Genomic DNA, 16,468 nt, shown 5'->3' with positions numbered 1-16,468 from the left:
TCACGCCGGGAGCCGGTACCCCATCCCGCGCACCGTCTCCACCCGCTGCGGGCCGAGCTTCTTGCGCAGCGCGCGGACGTACACGTCCACGATGTTGGAGCCGGGGTCGAAGTCGTAGCCCCACACGTGGGAGAGGATCTGCTCCCGCGAGAGCACCTGTCCGGGGTGGCGCAGGAACAGTTCGAGCAGCACGAACTCACGGGCCGTCAGGTCCACCGTCCGCTGGTCCGCACGCGCCCTGCGCGTGCGCAGGTCCAGGCTCAGCCCGCCGCTGCGCAGCACCGTCACCTCGGGCGCCCGGGCCGCCGTGCGCAGCCGCAGGCGGACCCGCGCGAGCAGCTCCTCGAAGCGGAAGGGCTTGGTCATCCAGTCGTCGGCGCCGCCCTCCAGGCCCGCCACGGTGTCCCGCACCGAGTCGCGCGCCGTCAGCACGATGACGGGGGTGCTCACCCGGGCCTCGCGCAGCTCCCGCAGGACCGTGAAGCCGTCCTTGCCGGGCAGCCCGATGTCCAGGACGATCAGGTCGAAGCCGCCGGTCAGGGCGTAGTCGTGGGCGCTCTCGCCGTCGCCGACCACGGTCGTCGTGAAGCCGCCCGCCCGCAGGCCCTTCTCCACGAAGGAGGCGATGCGCTCCTCGTCCTCGACGATCAGAATGCGGTTCACGGGTGGGCCGCCCCTTCCGGCTGTGGCTGTACGAGTACGAAGGTGGCGCCGCCGCCGTCCGTCGGGCGCAGTTCGACGCGCCCTCCGTGGCTCTCGGCGATGGCTTTCACGATGGCGAGGCCGAGCCCCGCCCCGGTGGCCCGGGCGCCGCGCCGCGCGGTGCCGCGGCGGAACCGCTCGAAGATGACCTGGGCGTCCTGCGGCTGCACCCCGGGCCCGCTGTCGGCCACGTACAGCTCGATGTGTCCCTCGCGCAGCCGCGACCCTATGCTGACGCGCTGGCCGGGGACGGTGTGCTGGACGGCGTTCTGGGCCAGCTGCACCATCGCCTGGGTGATGCGCTGGGCGTCGAGGTCGGCCTCGGTGTCGGCGACCTCGGCGAGGTGCCAGTCGCGCTCGCCGAGCGCCCGGGCCTTGACGAAGACGTCCGCCGTCAGCTCGGCGAGCTGGACCGGCTCCGGGGTGACGAAGTCGGGGCGCTCGGCCTTGGCGAGCAGCAGCAGGTCCTCGACGATGCGGCTCATCCGGTCCAGCTCCTCGGTGACGATGCGGACCGTCTCCTCGCGCTCGGCGGCGTTGTCGGTGGCGGTGTCCATCAGTTCGAGGTGGCCGCGGACGATGGTGATGGGCGTGCGCAGTTCGTGCCCGGCGTCGTCGACGAACTCGCGCTGCGCGGCGAAGGCCCGCTCCAGGCGGTCCAGCATGCCGTTGAAGGTCTCGGCGAGGGCCGCGATGTCGTCCCGCCCCTGCACCGGGATGCGCTGGGTCAGGTCCTGCTCGGTGAGGTGCGCCGCGGTCGTGCGCACCAGCCGTACCGGCTTGAGGATGCGGCCCGCGACCGCCCAGCCGATGCCGGTCGTCATCAGCAGCGCTACCCCCGAGATGGCGAGCAGCATGGTGAACACGTCGCCGGCCTTGGCCCGTTCACGGGCGGGGTGGAAGGCGACGACGAACGCCGCCTCCGGATGCGTCGCGCTCGCCTTGACCACCACCTTGGCCCAGCGGACCTCGCCCTCGGGCCGGTGCAGCGTGCCGGTGGCGTCGGGGGAGTCGAAGACGGCCGTCAGCGACGCGGGGTCCTCGGCGAGCGGGTGGTCGATCCGCGGCTCGCGTGACTGCTCCTTCTTGGCGGGCGCCGCGCCCTCCCGGCCGATCAGTCCGAGGAGCTCCTCGTCGGGGTCGGCGTACTGCCGGGAGAGGAAGAGCCGCAGGAGCGGGTCGGCGTCGGTGAACTTCTCGCCGGTGTGCGGGTCGACACCTTCGTGTACGAAGTTCGTGAACTCCCCGGTCTCCTGCGCGAGGAGGCGGTCGATCCGGTGGTCGACGTCGCGCAGCAGCACCGAACGCGTGGTGGCCGCGACGGCGGCGAGCGCCACGGCCATCACCACGAGCAGCCACAGCAGGATGCGGACGCGGGCGGAGATCCAGCGGCGCGGCGGTTCAGCCGTCGTCACCGGGACCGTCGTCGTTGCCCTGGTCGTCGGCGTCGTCGTCGGTGTCGTCATCGCCCGTGGAATTCTCGCCGACCGGCGGCGGGGAGACCTTCTCGTCGCTGGGGGTGGGCCGGGGGCTGCCGGGCGTCGTGGACGGCGAGCGGCTCTCCAGCTCCACCTTGGGCGGGGCCTTCGGCGGTTCGGGGCTGTCGGTCAGGGCGTAGCTGGTCGCGGCGATGCCGAGCGGGATCGCCACGACGGCGGCCAGGGCGGCCATGCGGTGGGAGAAGACCATGAGGGCGAGGGTGGACGGCGTACCCCGTCATCCGGATGAGCCGCGGATGAGGAAACCTTCATGGAGCCGCGGGGCGTGTCACGAGTCGAGGCCGATCGCGAACGCCGCCTCCAGGTCGTGCTGCGAGTACGTGCGGAACGCCACGTGTGTGTCCGTCGCCTCCACGCCGGGGATCTTGCTGATCTTCCCGGGGATGACGTCCGCGAGGTCGTCGTGGCGCGGCACCCGCACCATCGCGATCAGGTCGTACGTGCCCGTCACGGAGAAGACCTCGCTGACGGAGTCGAGCGCGGCGATCGACTCGGCGATCTCCGGGATCCGGTCCACGCTGGTCTTGATGAGCACGATCGCGGTGATCACGGCTGGCTGTCTCCCTCGGTGGCCGGTACTGCTGCGCCTTTCACTTTAACCTTCCTTACACACCACCCCCAGGCGTACAGGAACCCCAGCGAGAACCCCACCAGGTGCGCCAGATACGCCACCCCCGTCCCCTTGCCGCCCTGCCCCGCCGCGAGCCACTGGAGCGCCACCCAGAACGGCAGCACCACCCACGCGGGAAACCGCAGCGGCAGGAAGAAGAGGAACGGGAAGAGGCTGGTGACGCGGGCCCTGGGGAAGAGATAGAGGAAGGCGCCGAGGACGGCGGAGATCGCCCCGGAGGCACCGACGAGCGTCTGGCCGGAGTCCGCGTGCGCCGCCGCGTAGGCGAGCAGGGCCAGATAGCCGCAGGTGACGTAGAAGAGCGCGTAGTGGAGGTGCCCCATGCGTTCCTCGACCATGGCCCCGAAGACGTACAGGAACAGCAGGTTCCCGAGCAGATGCACCCAGCTGCCGTGCACGAACAGCGCGGTGAACGGGCCGAGGGCGGCGCGCGGGACGCCGCTGAACAGCTCGGCGGGCACCACGCCCCAGCGCTCGAAGTAGGTCTGCTGCGCGGTAAGCAGCTGATCGCCGGTGCCGTAGGAGGGGTTGAGCCCGGACACCGGGGAGATCACGAAGATCAGGCAGCAGACGGCGATCAGTCCGTACGTCACCGGGGCCGACAGCCCCCTCCGCAGCCGGTCCGTGTGCGTACCCTTTGCGTTGATCATGGACAGAGCATGACGTAACGGGTGCTACCCGCATGGACCGCCATGCCGCGACGGAGCCCGCCGCATCGCGACCCTTACAGGCCTTAGGGTTACGGGCGATACGCACCACGGAAAAACCGCCGAAGCACCACGGTCACCGAAGAAAGCGAACAGCCACGATGACGGTTCCCCTGCCGACGGACACCACCCGGTGGCGCTGCACGCTGTGCGGCAATCTCACGCGTTTCGACGTGACCCGCACGTCGAAGGTCGTCGAGTATGTCCATCTCGACCTGGCCGGTGAGTCGAACGTCGAGGAACGCGAGGTGGTCAGTGAGACCATCGAGTCGGTGCGCTGCCGCTGGTGCAACGCGGTGGACCAGGTGGAACTCGTGGACAGGCCGGGCACCGACTCCTGAGGGAGCGGGGCCCGCACAGCTAGTGGGGTGACGGATGGTGGAGAGCGCAGGCGGGGAGCCGGACGACGGCACCGCTGAGGTGCTCGACCGTCCGCTGCCCGACGGGGTACGCCGACGGGTCGTCCGGCTCGTCTCGGACGGCTTCGGCGGCCTGACCCCGGCCGAGCTGCCCGCCCAGCTGCGGCAGTACGCCCGCTTCACGCCCACCCGGCGCGCGAAGTTCGCGGGCAACGCCATGGCCGCGGCGCTGGAGGGCGACACCCTCTTCCGGCAGCGCATCGGCGAACGCCTCCGCGAGGCGCAGCCCGAGCTGGCCGGCGCGCTGGACGCGGGCTCCCCGCCGCCGGCCGCCGACCCCTTGGACGTGGCGGCCGCGGCCTACGTGCTGCGCCCGGCGGGTTGGGTGAAGCTGGTGACCGCCGCGGGCGAGGAGGCCCAGCGGGCCGACGCCGAGCGCGTCGACGACGAGACCAGGGCCGAGCTGGAGCGGCTGCGCGAGGAGCTGGCGGCGGCCCGCGCCCAGACCAGGGCGGAGACCGAGCGGCTGCGCACGGAGCTGGAGGCGGCACGCCGGGAAGCCGAATCGGTGCATCGCAAGCTGCGGGGGGCGCTCAGCGACGTCAAGCGCGGTGAGGCGGCGCTGCGCAAGGCGACCGCCGAGACCGAGGCCGTCCGCACCGAGGGGCAGGCCCAGGTGTCCGCCGCCGAGAGCGAGACGCGGCGGCTCAAGGCCCGCCTCAGTGAGACCGAGGCCGCGCTGGAGGCCAGCCGCAGGGCGGCGCGCGAGGGACGCAGCGTCGAGGACATGCGGGTGCGGCTGCTGCTCGACACGGTCCTGGAGGCGACCCAGGGGCTGCGGCGCGAGCTGGCCCTGCCGCCCGTCTCCGTACGGCCCGCCGAGACCGTCGACGCCGTGGAGCCCGGCCGGATGTCGCCGAAGGACATCGCCGCCCGCGCGCTGTCCGAGAACGACCCGGCCATCCTGGACCAGCTGCTCGCCCTGCCGCAGGCACATCTGGTCGTCGACGGCTACAACGTCACCAAGACCGGCTATCCGACCATGCCGCTGGAGAAGCAGCGGCTGCGGCTGCTCGGCTCGCTCTCGCAGCTCGCCCTCCAGTCGGGCGCCGAGGTCACCTGCGTCTTCGACGGGGCGGAACTGGCCGCCCCGGTGCTGCTCGCGCCGCCGCGCGGGGTGCGGGTGCTCTTCTCCAAGCCGGGCGTGACCGCCGATGAGTTGATCCGTCAGCTGGTGCGCGCGGAGCCGCCGGGCCGGCCCGTGGTCGTCGTCTCGACCGACCGCGAGGTGGCCGACGGGATCGCCAAGGCGGGGGCACGGCCGGTGGCTTCAGCGGTGCTCCTGAAGAGGCTTTCGCGCGGCTAAAAGGGTGCTCGGCAACTCCTGTGCCCTATGCCCGAATTGAGGGCTTCCGTGCGCGACGTAGCGTCAGAAGATCATTACGGGCTGTGCGTTATCGGTAAAGAATGTTTCCCGCGACTGATTTTTTGATGGTGTGATTTGAACTGATCACAAGAAGGTCACTAGGGTCAGCCCTCGAACCCCCGCTCGGTTGATCACCCATCCGGGGTGGCGGCGGTGGTACCCGCCCGCCGCGTCTCGGCAGGCGGCAGGAGGAAGAAGGAGCCGCCCGCGTGGCGTCCCACCGTCGACCCAAGCAGCCGAGCCGCACCCGCGTGACCGTGCTCACCGCGACCGCCGCCGCTGCCGTTGCCCTCACCTCGCAGGGCGCCGCCCAGGCCGCGCCGAAGCCGAGCAAGGACGAGGTCAAGTCCAAGGTCGACAAGCTCTACGAGGACGCGGAGCGCGCCACCGACAAGTACAACGGCGCCAAGGAGAAGCAGGAGAAGCTGGAGAAGCAGATCGGCGATCTCCAGGACAAGGTCGCCGAGGGCCAGGAGGACCTCAACGACCTGCGCGACGGCCTCGGTTCGATGGCCAGCGCCCAGTACCGCTCCGGCGGCATCGACCCCTCCCTCCAGCTCTTCCTCTCCTCCGACCCGGACGACTACCTCGACAAGGCGTCCACCCTGGACCAGTTGAGCAGCCAGCAGGTCGACTCGCTCAAGAAGATCCAGAAGAAGCAGCGGGACCTCGCGCAGCAGCGCAAGGAGGCCGCGGGCAAGCTGGACGACCTCGCGGACACCCGTGAGGAGCTCGGCAAGAAGAAGCGCGAGGTCCAGGGCAAGCTCGGCGAGGCGCAGAAGCTCCTCAACACCCTGACGGCCAAGGAGAAGTCGGACCTCGCCGCCAAGGAGAAGCAGCGCGCCAGCCGCGCCGCCGACCGCGCCGACAAGCCCGCGGACCTCGGCGACGAGGCCCCCGCCTCCAGCCGCGGCGCCGCCGCCCTGAACGCCGCGGCCACCCAGCTCGGCAAGCCGTACGTCTCCGGCGGCACCGGCCCCAACTCCTACGACTGCTCCGGGCTGACCCAGTGGGCGTACGCCCAGGCCGATGTCTCCATCACCCGGACCACGTACACGCAGCAGAACGACGGCACCCGGATCGGCCGCGGCGAGCTGAAGCCCGGCGACCTGGTGTTCTTCAACAACCTCGCGCACGTCGGCCTCTACGCGGGCAACGGCCAGGTGCTGCACGCTCCCAAGCCCGGCGCCGTGGTGCGCTACGAGGCCATGGAGTACCTGGGCGACTTCCAGTTCGGCGTCCGCGTCGCCTGATCATCCCGTCGACACGGGCTGACACGGGCCGACACCGCCCGAACGGGCGAATTCCGGCAACTCCCGCTGACCCCGCGCCCCGCTGATGACCTGCGTCTGAGGCGGGGCGCGGGGCTGTCCGCACCCATCCGGGTCGTTGGCCCCTCCCTGGCCGCACGGCTACTGTCGGCGCGCATTCCCCCGGACGACCGGGGGTCCGTCAGCGGAAGGGAGACCGGCCACCCGTGGGGTTCCATCGCCGTCCCGCACAGCCCGGCATCGACCGGAGCACGCGCGTCACCGTCCTCTCGGCGGCCGCGGTCACCGCGGCCGCCGCCCTCGGCGCCACACCCGTCGGTGCCGCGCCGCAGGACAAGCCGTCCGAGGTCCGGGCCGAGGTGGACCGGCTGTACGCACAGGCCGAGAAGGCGACCGAGGCGTTCAACGAGGCCGACGAGCGCGCCGACCGGCTGCGCGCCCAGGTCGAGCGGGCCCGGGACAGCGTCGCGCGGGGCCAGGAGCGGATCAACCGGATGCGCGGCGCGCTCGGCGCGCTCGCGGGAGCGCAGTACCGCGAGGGCGGCATCGACCCCGCGCTCCAGCTGATGCTCTCCTCCGACCCGGACGGCTACCTCGACAAGGCCACCACCCTGGACCGGGTCAGCGCCCGGCACGCGGGGCAGCTCGTCGATCTGCGGCGGGCGCAGCGCGGTCTCGCGCAACAGCGCGCCGAGGCCGGGCGCAAGCTCGCCGAGCTGGAGAAGAGCCGCACCCTCGTCGCCCGCCACAAGCGCGCCGTCGAGCACAAGCTGGCGCAGGCCCGCCGGCTGCTCAACTCGCTGCCGAGCAAGGAGCGCAAGGAGTACGAGAGGTCCTCGCGCACCGGGTCGCGCCCCGAGCCGCCGGACGTCAAGGGTGCGGCGGCCCCCTCCTCGCGGGCCGCGGCCGCCATCGCCGCCGCCCGCTCCGCCGTCGGCCGCCCCTACGTGTGGGGCGCCAACGGCCCCTCCGGCTTCGACTGTTCGGGCCTCACCCAGTGGTCGTACGCCCAGGCCGGCGTCGGCCTGCCGCGCACCTCGCAGGCCCAGCGGTACGCCGGACGGCAGGTGTCGCTGGCCGAGGCGCAGCCCGGCGACCTCGTCACCTACCGCGACGACGCCAGCCACATCGGCATGTACATGGGCAACGGCCAGGTGGTGCACGCCCCCTACCCCGGGGCGCGGGTCCGCTACGACCCCGTCGGCATGATGCCGGTCTCGTCCGTGACACGGGTCTGACCGGCGCCGCCGCCGCCCCGTACGATCGGGAAGGTGGCTGGTCACAGGCGTGGGTCGTGGGCGGGGGCACTGTGCTCGGCGCTCTGCCTCGCCGTGCTCGCCGTGCTTGTCGGCTGCGGCGCCGACCCCGTCCCGGACACCGCCGCGGGCGACGTGCGCAGACTCCTGGACCGCCGGGCGCACGCCGTCCTCGCCGGGGACGAGACGGCGTACGAGAGGACCGAGCGCCCGGCGCGCGGCGCGGCCGGTGCACCGGACCTCTTCGCGAACGTCCGCGCGATCCCGCTGGACACCTGGGAGTACCGCCTCTCCCGTCTGGAGCGCTCCGGATCGCGGGCCACGGCGAGCGCCGAACTCCGCTACCGCGTCGAGGGCCACGACCGCGCCCCGCTGACCGCCGAGCGCACGCTCTTTCTGGAGCGGCACGACGGGCAGTGGTACGTCACCTCCGAGCGGCCCGCGAGGAAGGCGGGCGAACAGCTGTGGGACCAGGGCAGGGTGCGGGCGGTGCGGGGCGCGGACAGCCTCGTCCTCGGCGTCGGACGGAGCGCAGGGGAGCTGCGCGCCTACCGCCGGCTCGCCGACCGTGCGGTGCCCGCGGTGAGCGACGTCTGGCCGGGGAAGTGGCCGCAGAAGGTCGTCGTCCTCGTACCGCGTTCCCTGAAGGGCATGGCGGGCCTCCTCGGGGCGCCCGCCTCCGGGTACCGGGGGATAGCGGCGGTCACCACGGGGGAGGCGGGCGGTTCGGGGCGGGCCCCCGCCGACCGGATCATCGTCAACCCCGAGGCGTACGGCGTCCTCGGGGACCTCGGCAAGCAGGTCGTGCTGACCCATGAGACGACCCACGTGGCGACCCGCACGAGCACCTCCCCGGCCACCCCGCTCTGGCTCTCCGAGGGTTTCGCGGACTGGGTGGGCTACCGCGGCACCGGGCGCACCGCGGCCCAGGCCGCGCCCGAACTGCGGCGCGCGGTGCGGGGCGGAGAACTGCCCGGCGATCTGCCGGGCGACGACGAGTTCGGCTTCGGGGAGGGCGCCGGTCGGCTCGCGCGGGCGTACGAAGGCGCCTGGCTGGCCTGCCGGATGATCGAGGACCGGTGGGGCGAGCGCAAGCTGACGGACTTCTACCGGGCCGTCGGCGGCCACGGGAAGCGGGCGGGCGCGGTCGCGGACGCGCTGCGGGACGTCCTGCGCACGACGCCGGAGGAGTTCACGGCGCGCTGGCGCACGTATCTGCGCTCGGAGCTCGGCTGACCGGCGCCTGCGCGGGTCGCTGCTCGTGCTCGGCCACCGTCTGCCGCCACAGGGCGCGGCACGCCAGCAGGGCCGCCGCGACCAGCAGGCCGTTGCGTACGAGCAGCAGGGCCACGCCCAGCGGATCGCCGGCCACCACGTGCGAGAACCACACCGGGAACTCCAGGAACGTCACGAACGTGGCGGCGAGGACCAGCCGGGCCGGCACCTCCATGCGGCTCGCGCGGAAGGCCAGGCAGACGGCGGCGGCCCCGACCAGCCACAGCATGTACTGCGGGCTGATCACGCGGCTCGTCGCGGTGAAGAGCAGCACCGCCACGAAGGCCGCGTCCGCGAGGGTGCTCGCCGCCCAGGCCCGCGCCCGCAGCCGCCACGCCAGGAGCCAGCACAGGGCCGCCGCCGAGAGGAGCTGCGCCGCCGTGCTCACCAGCGGCACGTACGGGCCGAGGAATTCCACCGAGCCGTAGTTGAGCCGGACGTCGCCGCGCCAGCCGAGGTGCCGCCCGACGTGGAAGACCAGGGCGCCGAGGGACTCCACCTCCGTGCCCCGGTCGCGCTGGAAGGCGAGGAACGCGAGCGCGCCGGGCATCGTCACGAGGAACGCCAGCGTGACACCGAGCGCCGTGCCCGTGGCCGTGGTCCAGGACCGCCGCGTCGCCCGCCCGCGCGGGACGCCGGCCAGCAGCAGCACCGGCCACACCTTGAGCAGCGCCCCGAACCCGGCGAGCGCTCCCATGGCCCGCGGATGCCGGGCTCCCGCGAGCAGCGCGGCGACCGCGACGGCCGTCACCATCACGTCGTAGCGGGCGTACACCGTCGGGCCGAGCAGCGGCACGCCCACGACCCACACGCACAGGCCCCGGTGGGACTTGCCGGGCCGTCGTCCCGCGTACAGGAGCAGCCCGCAGACCACCGCGTCGGCGAGGAGGGCGAGGACGAAGAAGGCCGAGGCGTAGCCGAGGAAGGGCAGGAGGGCGGGGGAGAGGACCGCGAGGGCGGCGGCCGGCGGGTACTGCCAGGTGACGTCGTCGAGCGGGAAGGTGCCGGTGCGCAGGATCTCGTACCAGCCCTGGTAGATGACGGTGACGTCGCTGGTGACGTCCGGGCCCGGGGCGGTCAGCACATGGAAGACGCAGAGCAGCAGGAGGATCCTGGTGAGGACCCAGACCGTCAGGATGCGCGCCATGCGTACCTCGCCCCCATTTCGCATGCTTCACCGTGATTCGGGGAGCCATGATGCCGGGCGTGCCGGACGGAGGCGAAGAGGCTGGGCCATTCGGTGGCCCCGGGCCGCTTTCGGTACTGTCGGGCCCGATGCACAAGACCCTGATCGTCACGAACGACTTCCCGCCCAGGCCCGGTGGCATCCAGGCGTTCCTGCACAACATGGCGCTGCGCCTGGACCCCGAGCAGCTCGTCGTCTACGCCTCCACCTGGAAGCGCGGCCGGGAGGGCGCCGAGGCCACCGCGGCCTTCGACGCCGAACAGCCCTTCGAGGTCGTACGCGACCCCACGACGATGCTGCTGCCGACCCCGCGCGTCACCCGCCGCGCGGTCTCGCTCCTGCGCGAACACGGCTGTACGTCGGTGTGGTTCGGGGCGGCGGCCCCGCTCGGGCTCATGGCGCCCGCGCTGCGCAGGGCGGGGGCGACCCGGCTCGTCGCCACCACGCACGGCCATGAGGCGGGGTGGGCGCAGCTGCCCGCCTCGCGTCAACTGCTGCGCAGGATCGGCGAGTCGACGGACACGATCACCTATCTCGGCGAGTACACGCGTTCGCGGATCGCCGCCGCGCTGACGCCTGCGGCGGCCGGGCGGATGGTGCAACTGCCGCCCGGCGTGGACGAGAAGACCTTCCATCCGGGGTCCGGCGGTGACGCGGTGCGGGCGCGGCTCGGCCTGACCGACCGGCCCGTGGTGGTCTGCGTCTCCCGTCTGGTGCCGCGCAAGGGGCAGGACACGCTGATCCGCGCCATGCCGGTGATTCTGGCGCGGGAGCCGGAGGCGGTGCTGCTGGTGGTGGGTGGTGGGCCCTACGAGAGTGACCTGCGCAAGCTGGCCGCCGAGACCGGTGTCGCGGACTCCGTCCGCTTCACGGGGACGGTGCCGTGGGAGGAGCTGCCCGCGCACTACGGCGCCGGTGACGTCTTCGCGATGCCGTGCCGGACGCGGCGCGGGGGGCTGGACGTGGAGGGCCTCGGCATCGTCTACCTGGAGGCGTCGGCCACGGGGCTGCCGGTGGTCGCCGGCGACTCCGGCGGGGCGCCGGACGCCGTCCTCGACGGTGAGACGGGGTGGGTCGTGCGGGGCGGTGTCCCCGAGGAGGCGGCCGAGCGGATCGTCACGCTGCTGGGCGACGCGGAGCTGCGGGCGCGGATGGGGGAGCGGGGGCGGGCGTGGGTGGAGGAGAAGTGGCGCTGGGACCTGCTGGCCGAGCGGCTGCGGGAGCTTTTGTAGCGGGGGGCGTCTGCGGGTCGGTGGGGGCTGGTCGCGCAGTTCCCCGCGCCCCTGAGGGGAAAGCGGGGCGCAGCCCCTGCTTTCAGGGGCGCGGGGAACTGCGCGAGCAACCACGAACGACCGGGAGCCGCCAAGAGACAGCCCCCCGCGGCGAGTGGGCGCCCCCGCCCACGCTACCCGCGGTAAATCGCCTCGATCTCGTCCGCGTAATCCTTCGCCACAACATTCCGCTTCAGCTTCAGCGACGGCGTCAGATGCCCCGACTCCTCCGTGAACTGGGAGTCGAGGACACGGAACTTCCGCACGGACTCCGCCTTGGAGACCGCCGCGTTGCCGTCGTCCACCGCGCTCTGGATCGCCGCGAGCAGATCCGCGTCGTCACGGAGGGACGCCGCCGTGGAGCCCGCGGGCTTGCCGTGGTCCGCCGCCCACCGGCCCAGGAACTCGTCGTCCACCGTGACCAACGCGCCCACGAACGGCCGGCCGTCACCGACGACCATGCACTCGGCGACCAGCGCATGCGCGCGGATACGGTCCTCGATCACGGCCGGGGCGACGTTCTTGCCGCCCGCGGTGACGATGATCTCCTTCTTGCGGCCGGTGATGCGCAGGTAACCGTCCTCGTCGAGGGTGCCGATGTCGCCGGTGTGGAACCAGCCGTCGGCGAGCGCCTCCTCGGTGGCGCCCTCGTTGTTCCAGTAGCGCGAGAACAGGTGCTCGCCGTGGAGCAGCACCTCGCCGTCGTCGGCGATGCGTACGACCGACCCCGGCAGCGGCTGGCCGACCGTACCGATCTTCTGCCGGTCCCAGGGGTTGAAGGCGGTGGCCGCGCAGGACTCGGTGAGGCCGTACCCCTCAAGGACCGTGAAGCCGATGCCGCGGAAGAAGTGGCCGAGCCGCTCGCCGAGCGGGGCGCCGCCGGAGATCGCGTACTCGCCGCGACCGCCGAGAACGGCCCGCAGCTTGCTGAAGACCAGCTTGTCGAAGATCTTGTGCTTGATCCTCAGGCCGAGGGACGGACCCGAAGGCGTGTCGAGCGCCCGGCTGTACGCGATGGCCGTGTCCGCGGCCTTGTCGAAGATCTTGCCCTTGCCGTCGGCCTGCGCCTTCGCGCGCGCCGAGTTGTAGACCTTTTCGAAGACGCGCGGCACGCCCAGGATCATGGTCGGCCGGAAGGAGGCGAGCTCGTCCGTCAGATTCTTGACGTCCGGCGCGTGGCCGAGCTTGATCGGCGCCATCAGCGCGGCGACCTCGACGAGCCGCCCGAACACGTGCGCGACGGGCAGAAAGAGCAGGACCGAGCACTCGCCCGTGCGGAAGAGGGGCTTGAGGCGCTCCACCACGTTGCCGCACTCGGCGAAGAAGCTGCGGTGCGTGAGGACACAGCCCTTGGGGCGGCCCGTGGTGCCTGAGGTGTAGACGATGGTGGCCGGGTCGTCGGCCTTGGCGGCGGCGCCGCGCTCGTCGACCGTCTCCTCCGAGACGTCGGCGCCCGTGCGCCGCAGGTCCTCGACGCCGCCCTTGTCGATCTGCCAGACGTGCGCGAGGGCGGGCAGCCTCTCGCGTACGGACTCGACGGCGGCGGCGTGCGCGTCCAGTTCGACGACGCAGGCCACGGCGCCGGAGTCGCCGAGGATCCACTGGATCTGCTCGGGGGAGCTCGTCTCGTACACCGGCACGGTCACCGCGCCCGCGCTCCAGATGGCGAAGTCGAGGAGTGTCCACTCGTAACGGGTGCGGGACATCAGGCCGACGCGGTCGCCGGGCCGCACGCCGGCGGCGATCAGGCCCTTGGCGGTGGCTCGCACATCGGCGAGGAAGGCCTTGGCGGTGACGTCCTGCCAGCTGCCGTCGACCTTGCGGCCGATGACGGCGACATCCGGGTGCTGCGCGGCATTTCTACGGACGATGTCGGTCAGATTGCCGTCCGCAGGGACCTCGTACAGGGCCGGAAGGCTGAACTCGCGCAAGACTGCTGCTCCTACATAGGGCGCCGGCGCCACGACGTTGTGTGCTGCGACGGTGCGGTCCAAGATCGGGCAGGTGCTCAGTCGAGTGGGGGGCTGAGCACTACTGGACTGCCCGGACGTTACCCACCGGTATGGCTTGTTCGGTAGGGGGGCAGGGCCAGATGTTCGGTGCGTCACACGTCGTCGTGGTCTGAACCGCACAGTACGCCACCGTCTTCCCGACTCGGAAGTAACCGCAGGTCCAGCCCCTGACCTGGGCCCCTACCGTCCGCCCCGCGGCCGTCCTAGGGTGATCGGCATGCCAGCTTTCCGGGTCAACGTGGTCAGTGACGTGCACGGCAACGCGGCGGACCTCGCCCGCGCGGGGGACGGCGCCGACGCGCTCGTCTGCCTCGGCGACCTCGTCCTCTTCCTCGACTACGCCGACCACTCGCGCGGCATCTTCCCCGATCTCTTCGGGGCGCGGAACGCCAGCAGGCTCGTGGAGTTGCGCACCGCCCGCCGCTTCGAGGAGGCCAGGGAGTTCGGCAGGCGGCTGTGGGCGGGCGTCGACCGCGGCCCGGCGATCGAGCGGGCGGTCCGCAAGCAGTACGCCGAACTCTTCGCCGCCTTCCCGACGCCGACGTACGCCACCTACGGCAATGTCGACATGCCGACCCTGTGGCGTGAATACGCCGGTCCCGGCACCACCGTCCTCGACGGCGAGCGCGTCGAGATCGGCGGCCGCGTCTTCGGCTTCGTCGGCGGCGGTCTGCGTACCCCCATGCGGACTCCCTACGAGATCAGCGACGAGGAGTACGCCGCCAAGATCGAGGCCGTCGGCGAGGTCGACGTCCTGTGCACCCACATCCCGCCGGACGTCCCCGAGCTGCTCTACGACACCGTGGCCCGCCGCTTCGAGCGCGGCAGCCGTGCCCTGCTCGACGCCATCCGCAGGACCCGCCCCAAGTACGCCCTCTTCGGCCACGTCCACCAGCCGCTGGTCCAGCGGATGCGGGTGGGCGCCACGGAGTGCGTGAACGTCGGCCACTTCGCCGGGTCCGGAAGGCCATGGGCCCTGGAGTGGTGACCCGGCGGCGCGCGGTAGCCTTCACGCGGCAGACGTGCCGTACCGGACCCGACCGCATCTGGAGGAGCCACAGCGATGGCGGAACACACCAGCTCGAGCATCGTGATCGAGGCGGCTCCGGCCGAGGTCATGGGAGTGATCGCCGACTTCGCTCGCTACCCCGACTGGACGGGAGAGGTGAAGGAGGCCGAGGTCCTCGCCACCGACGAGCAGGGCCGCGCCAAGGAGGTCCGCCTCGTCATGGACGCCGGCGCGATCAAGGACGACCAGACCCTCGGCTACACCTGGACCGGTGACGACGAGGTCAGCTGGACCCTCGTCAAGTCCCAGATGCTGCGCTCCCTGGACGGCTCCTACCTCCTGAAGCCCAAGGGCACGGGCACGGAGGTCACGTACCGCCTGACCGTGGACGTCAAGATCCCCATGCTCGGCATGATCAAGCGCAAGGCCGAGAAGGTCATCATCGACCGCGCACTGGCGGGCTTGAAGAAGCGCGTGGAGTCCGGCCCGGCCTGATCGGGAAAGGCGGGGCGAAGCCCCCGCCTCTCCAGGGGCGCGGGGAACTGCGCGAGCAACCACCCCCCACCCGCACCCGCGAAGGCACCGGCCCCCCCACGGCGAGTGGGCGCCCCCAGCCCCCACCCCCCGCTGCCGTACCGTTCACCCTTATGCGCACCCTCCTCGTCACCGGCCCCGGCGGCTCCGGCCGGACCACCGTCGCCGCCGCCACGGCACTCGCCGCGGCGGCCGCGGGCCACAGGGTCCTCGTACTCAGCGCCGACCGCACCGACACCCTCGGCGCCGTACTCGGCGGACCGCACGCGCACCCCGGCCTCACGGCGCGCCGCCTCACCCCCGACGACCGCTTCCGCGACGACCTCGCCGCCCTCCAGGACCGCGCCGCCTCCGCCCTCGACCTCCTCGGCGCCGACCGGATCGACGCGGAGGAGCTGACCCCGCTGCCCGGAGCCGAGGAGCTCGCCCTGCTGCGCGCCCTGCGCGACGCCGCCCGCGACGACACGTACGACACCGTGGTCGTCGACCTGCCACCCGCCCCCAAAGCCCTGGCCGTCCTCGCGCTCCCCGAGCAGCTGCGCCGCTACCTCCGCAAGCTGCTGCCGCCCGAGCGCCAGGCCGCCCGCGCCCTGCGCCCCATGCTCGGCCGCCTCGCCGGCGTCCCCATGCCGGCCGCCTGGCTGTACGAGACCGCCGCCCGCTGGGAGGACGACCTCGCCGCCGCCCAGGCCGTGATCGAGGCGCCCACCACCACCGTCCGCCTGGTCGCGGAGCCGGGCCCCGCGGGCGCCGACGCCCTCGACGCGGCCACCACCGGCCTCGCCCTCCAGGGCCTGCGCACCGACCTCCTGGTCGCCAACCGCCTGCTCCCCGACGCCTCCGCCGACACCTGGCTCGCGGCGCTCGCGGCCCAGCAGCACAAGGCGCTGGCCGCCTGGGAGACGGAGTACGAGCAGGTCACCAGGGTCCGCCACCTCGGCCACGACCCGCGCGGCACCGACGACCTCACCGCCCTCGGCCTGCCCGGCCGCACCGAAGCCCCCGCCCCCGTCCAGTGGCCCGTCACCGCGGCGCCCGCCGACGAGGAGAACCACGCGTACGTATGGCACATCCCGCTCCCCGGCGTCGTACGCGAGGAACTCGGCCTGATCCGGCGCGGCGACGAGCTCGTCATCACCGCCGGGGTCTCCCGCCGCATCGTCACCCTGCCGTCCGCACTGCGCCGCTGCACCGTCGCGGGGGCCGGGCTGCGCGAGGGCGAGCTGAGGGTGCGGTTCGCGCCGGACCCCGGCCTGTGGCCGCGGGAACGCTGAAGATCCACCCGCGATCCGGCCCACGCGCACGGTGAACGGGCTGCCGCCATTCGGGT

Annotated in this window: 16 protein-coding genes; 9 read left to right on the top strand and 7 right to left on the bottom strand. The window is 72.6% G+C overall.

Translation table 11 applies throughout. The features are described 5' to 3' along the window. The 5 genes from KKZ08_RS10385 to KKZ08_RS10365 all read right to left on the bottom strand — a co-directional run bounded on the left by KKZ08_RS10385 (window position 1) and on the right by KKZ08_RS10365 (window position 3,482). A complete protein-coding gene (locus tag KKZ08_RS10385) occupies window positions 1–663 on the bottom strand; it encodes a response regulator transcription factor (RefSeq protein ID WP_223774180.1) in 663 nt (220 codons plus the stop codon). Next, window positions 660–2,117, bottom strand: a complete 1,458-nt coding sequence (locus KKZ08_RS10380) for an ATP-binding protein (RefSeq protein WP_223774179.1) — start codon at window positions 2,115–2,117, stop codon at window positions 660–662. Before KKZ08_RS10380 ends, KKZ08_RS10385 begins: the two co-directional genes overlap by 4 nt. Further along, on the bottom strand, window positions 2,104–2,391 hold the full coding sequence (locus tag KKZ08_RS10375) for a small secreted hydrophilic protein (protein ID WP_223774178.1): 288 nt from the start codon (window positions 2,389–2,391) through the stop codon (window positions 2,104–2,106). The genes KKZ08_RS10380 and KKZ08_RS10375 overlap by 14 nt, the downstream gene beginning before the upstream one ends. 78 nt (window positions 2,392–2,469) lie before the next feature. Further along, window positions 2,470–2,751: an Lrp/AsnC ligand binding domain-containing protein gene (locus KKZ08_RS10370; RefSeq protein ID WP_030787022.1), complete on the bottom strand. Its 282-nt coding sequence runs from the start codon at window positions 2,749–2,751 to the stop codon at window positions 2,470–2,472. Next, window positions 2,748–3,482 (bottom strand): rhomboid family intramembrane serine protease, encoded by a 735-nt coding sequence (locus KKZ08_RS10365; RefSeq protein ID WP_223774177.1) that lies wholly within the window; start codon window positions 3,480–3,482, stop codon window positions 2,748–2,750. Before KKZ08_RS10365 ends, KKZ08_RS10370 begins: the two co-directional genes overlap by 4 nt. A 158-nt stretch (window positions 3,483–3,640) precedes the next feature. Between KKZ08_RS10365 and KKZ08_RS10360 the strand changes: the two genes are divergently transcribed. The 5 genes from KKZ08_RS10360 (at window position 3,641) to KKZ08_RS10340 (ending at window position 9,087) form a co-directional block, all read left to right on the top strand. Next, window positions 3,641–3,880, top strand: coding sequence for a hypothetical protein (locus KKZ08_RS10360; protein WP_223774176.1), 240 nt, complete (start codon window positions 3,641–3,643; stop codon window positions 3,878–3,880). A 34-nt stretch (window positions 3,881–3,914) separates the two neighbouring features. Continuing rightward, a complete protein-coding gene (locus KKZ08_RS10355; RefSeq protein WP_223774175.1) occupies window positions 3,915–5,264 on the top strand; it encodes an NYN domain-containing protein in 1,350 nt (449 codons plus the stop codon). A gap of 269 nt (window positions 5,265–5,533) precedes the next feature. Then, the gene (locus KKZ08_RS10350) at window positions 5,534–6,577 is read left to right on the top strand and encodes a C40 family peptidase (protein ID WP_223774174.1); all 1,044 of its coding nucleotides are present in this window, start codon (window positions 5,534–5,536) and stop codon (window positions 6,575–6,577) included. Window positions 6,578–6,801: 224 nt separating this feature from the next. After that, window positions 6,802–7,833, top strand: a complete 1,032-nt coding sequence (locus KKZ08_RS10345; protein WP_223774173.1) for a C40 family peptidase — start codon at window positions 6,802–6,804, stop codon at window positions 7,831–7,833. 33 nt (window positions 7,834–7,866) lie between these two features. Continuing rightward, on the top strand, window positions 7,867–9,087 hold the full coding sequence (locus tag KKZ08_RS10340) for a hypothetical protein (RefSeq protein ID WP_223774172.1): 1,221 nt from the start codon (window positions 7,867–7,869) through the stop codon (window positions 9,085–9,087). Here KKZ08_RS10340 and KKZ08_RS10335 read toward each other — a convergent pair. Next, the gene (locus KKZ08_RS10335; protein WP_223774171.1) at window positions 9,044–10,273 is read right to left on the bottom strand and encodes a glycosyltransferase family 87 protein; all 1,230 of its coding nucleotides are present in this window, start codon (window positions 10,271–10,273) and stop codon (window positions 9,044–9,046) included. The two genes, KKZ08_RS10340 and KKZ08_RS10335, sit on opposite strands and share 44 nt — an antisense overlap. Window positions 10,274–10,401: 128 nt before the next feature. Here KKZ08_RS10335 and KKZ08_RS10330 point away from each other — a divergent pair, with 128 nt between their 5' ends. Then, window positions 10,402–11,544 (top strand): glycosyltransferase family 4 protein, encoded by a 1,143-nt coding sequence (locus KKZ08_RS10330; RefSeq protein WP_223774170.1) that lies wholly within the window; start codon window positions 10,402–10,404, stop codon window positions 11,542–11,544. A gap of 173 nt (window positions 11,545–11,717) precedes the next feature. Here KKZ08_RS10330 and KKZ08_RS10325 read toward each other — a convergent pair whose 3' ends face one another. Continuing rightward, on the bottom strand, window positions 11,718–13,514 hold the full coding sequence (locus KKZ08_RS10325) for an AMP-dependent synthetase/ligase (protein ID WP_223774169.1): 1,797 nt from the start codon (window positions 13,512–13,514) through the stop codon (window positions 11,718–11,720). 298 nt (window positions 13,515–13,812) lie between these two features. Between KKZ08_RS10325 and KKZ08_RS10320 the strand changes: the two genes are divergently transcribed. The 3 genes from KKZ08_RS10320 (at window position 13,813) to KKZ08_RS10310 (ending at window position 16,412) form a co-directional block, all read left to right on the top strand. Then, on the top strand, window positions 13,813–14,583 hold the full coding sequence (locus KKZ08_RS10320; RefSeq protein WP_223774168.1) for a metallophosphoesterase: 771 nt from the start codon (window positions 13,813–13,815) through the stop codon (window positions 14,581–14,583). A 75-nt stretch (window positions 14,584–14,658) separates the two neighbouring features. Continuing rightward, a complete protein-coding gene (locus tag KKZ08_RS10315; RefSeq protein WP_223774167.1) occupies window positions 14,659–15,099 on the top strand; it encodes an SRPBCC family protein in 441 nt (146 codons plus the stop codon). Between the two features lie 152 nt (window positions 15,100–15,251). After that, window positions 15,252–16,412: an ArsA-related P-loop ATPase gene (locus KKZ08_RS10310; protein WP_223774166.1), complete on the top strand. Its 1,161-nt coding sequence runs from the start codon at window positions 15,252–15,254 to the stop codon at window positions 16,410–16,412. The last annotated feature ends 56 nt before the right edge of the window (window positions 16,413–16,468 follow it).

The organism is Streptomyces sp. 135 (assembly GCF_020026305.1).
Classification (GTDB): domain Bacteria; phylum Actinomycetota; class Actinomycetes; order Streptomycetales; family Streptomycetaceae; genus Streptomyces.
Note: the sequence above shows the minus strand (reverse complement) of the source record. Positions and strands in the feature narration are given on the sequence as shown.

Coding starts and splice junctions, on each gene's coding strand:
- KKZ08_RS10375 (WP_223774178.1), bottom strand. CDS start 2,391: ATGGTCTTCTCCCACCGCATGGCCGCCCTGGCCGCCGTCGTGGCGATC.
- KKZ08_RS10365 (WP_223774177.1), bottom strand. CDS start 3,482: ATGATCAACGCAAAGGGTACGCACACGGACCGGCTGCGGAGGGGGCTG.
- KKZ08_RS10360 (WP_223774176.1), top strand. CDS start 3,641: ATGACGGTTCCCCTGCCGACGGACACCACCCGGTGGCGCTGCACGCTG.
- KKZ08_RS10355 (WP_223774175.1), top strand. CDS start 3,915: ATGGTGGAGAGCGCAGGCGGGGAGCCGGACGACGGCACCGCTGAGGTG.
- KKZ08_RS10335 (WP_223774171.1), bottom strand. CDS start 10,273: ATGGCGCGCATCCTGACGGTCTGGGTCCTCACCAGGATCCTCCTGCTG.
- KKZ08_RS10330 (WP_223774170.1), top strand. CDS start 10,402: ATGCACAAGACCCTGATCGTCACGAACGACTTCCCGCCCAGGCCCGGT.
- KKZ08_RS10320 (WP_223774168.1), top strand. CDS start 13,813: ATGCCAGCTTTCCGGGTCAACGTGGTCAGTGACGTGCACGGCAACGCG.
- KKZ08_RS10315 (WP_223774167.1), top strand. CDS start 14,659: ATGGCGGAACACACCAGCTCGAGCATCGTGATCGAGGCGGCTCCGGCC.
- KKZ08_RS10310 (WP_223774166.1), top strand. CDS start 15,252: ATGCGCACCCTCCTCGTCACCGGCCCCGGCGGCTCCGGCCGGACCACC.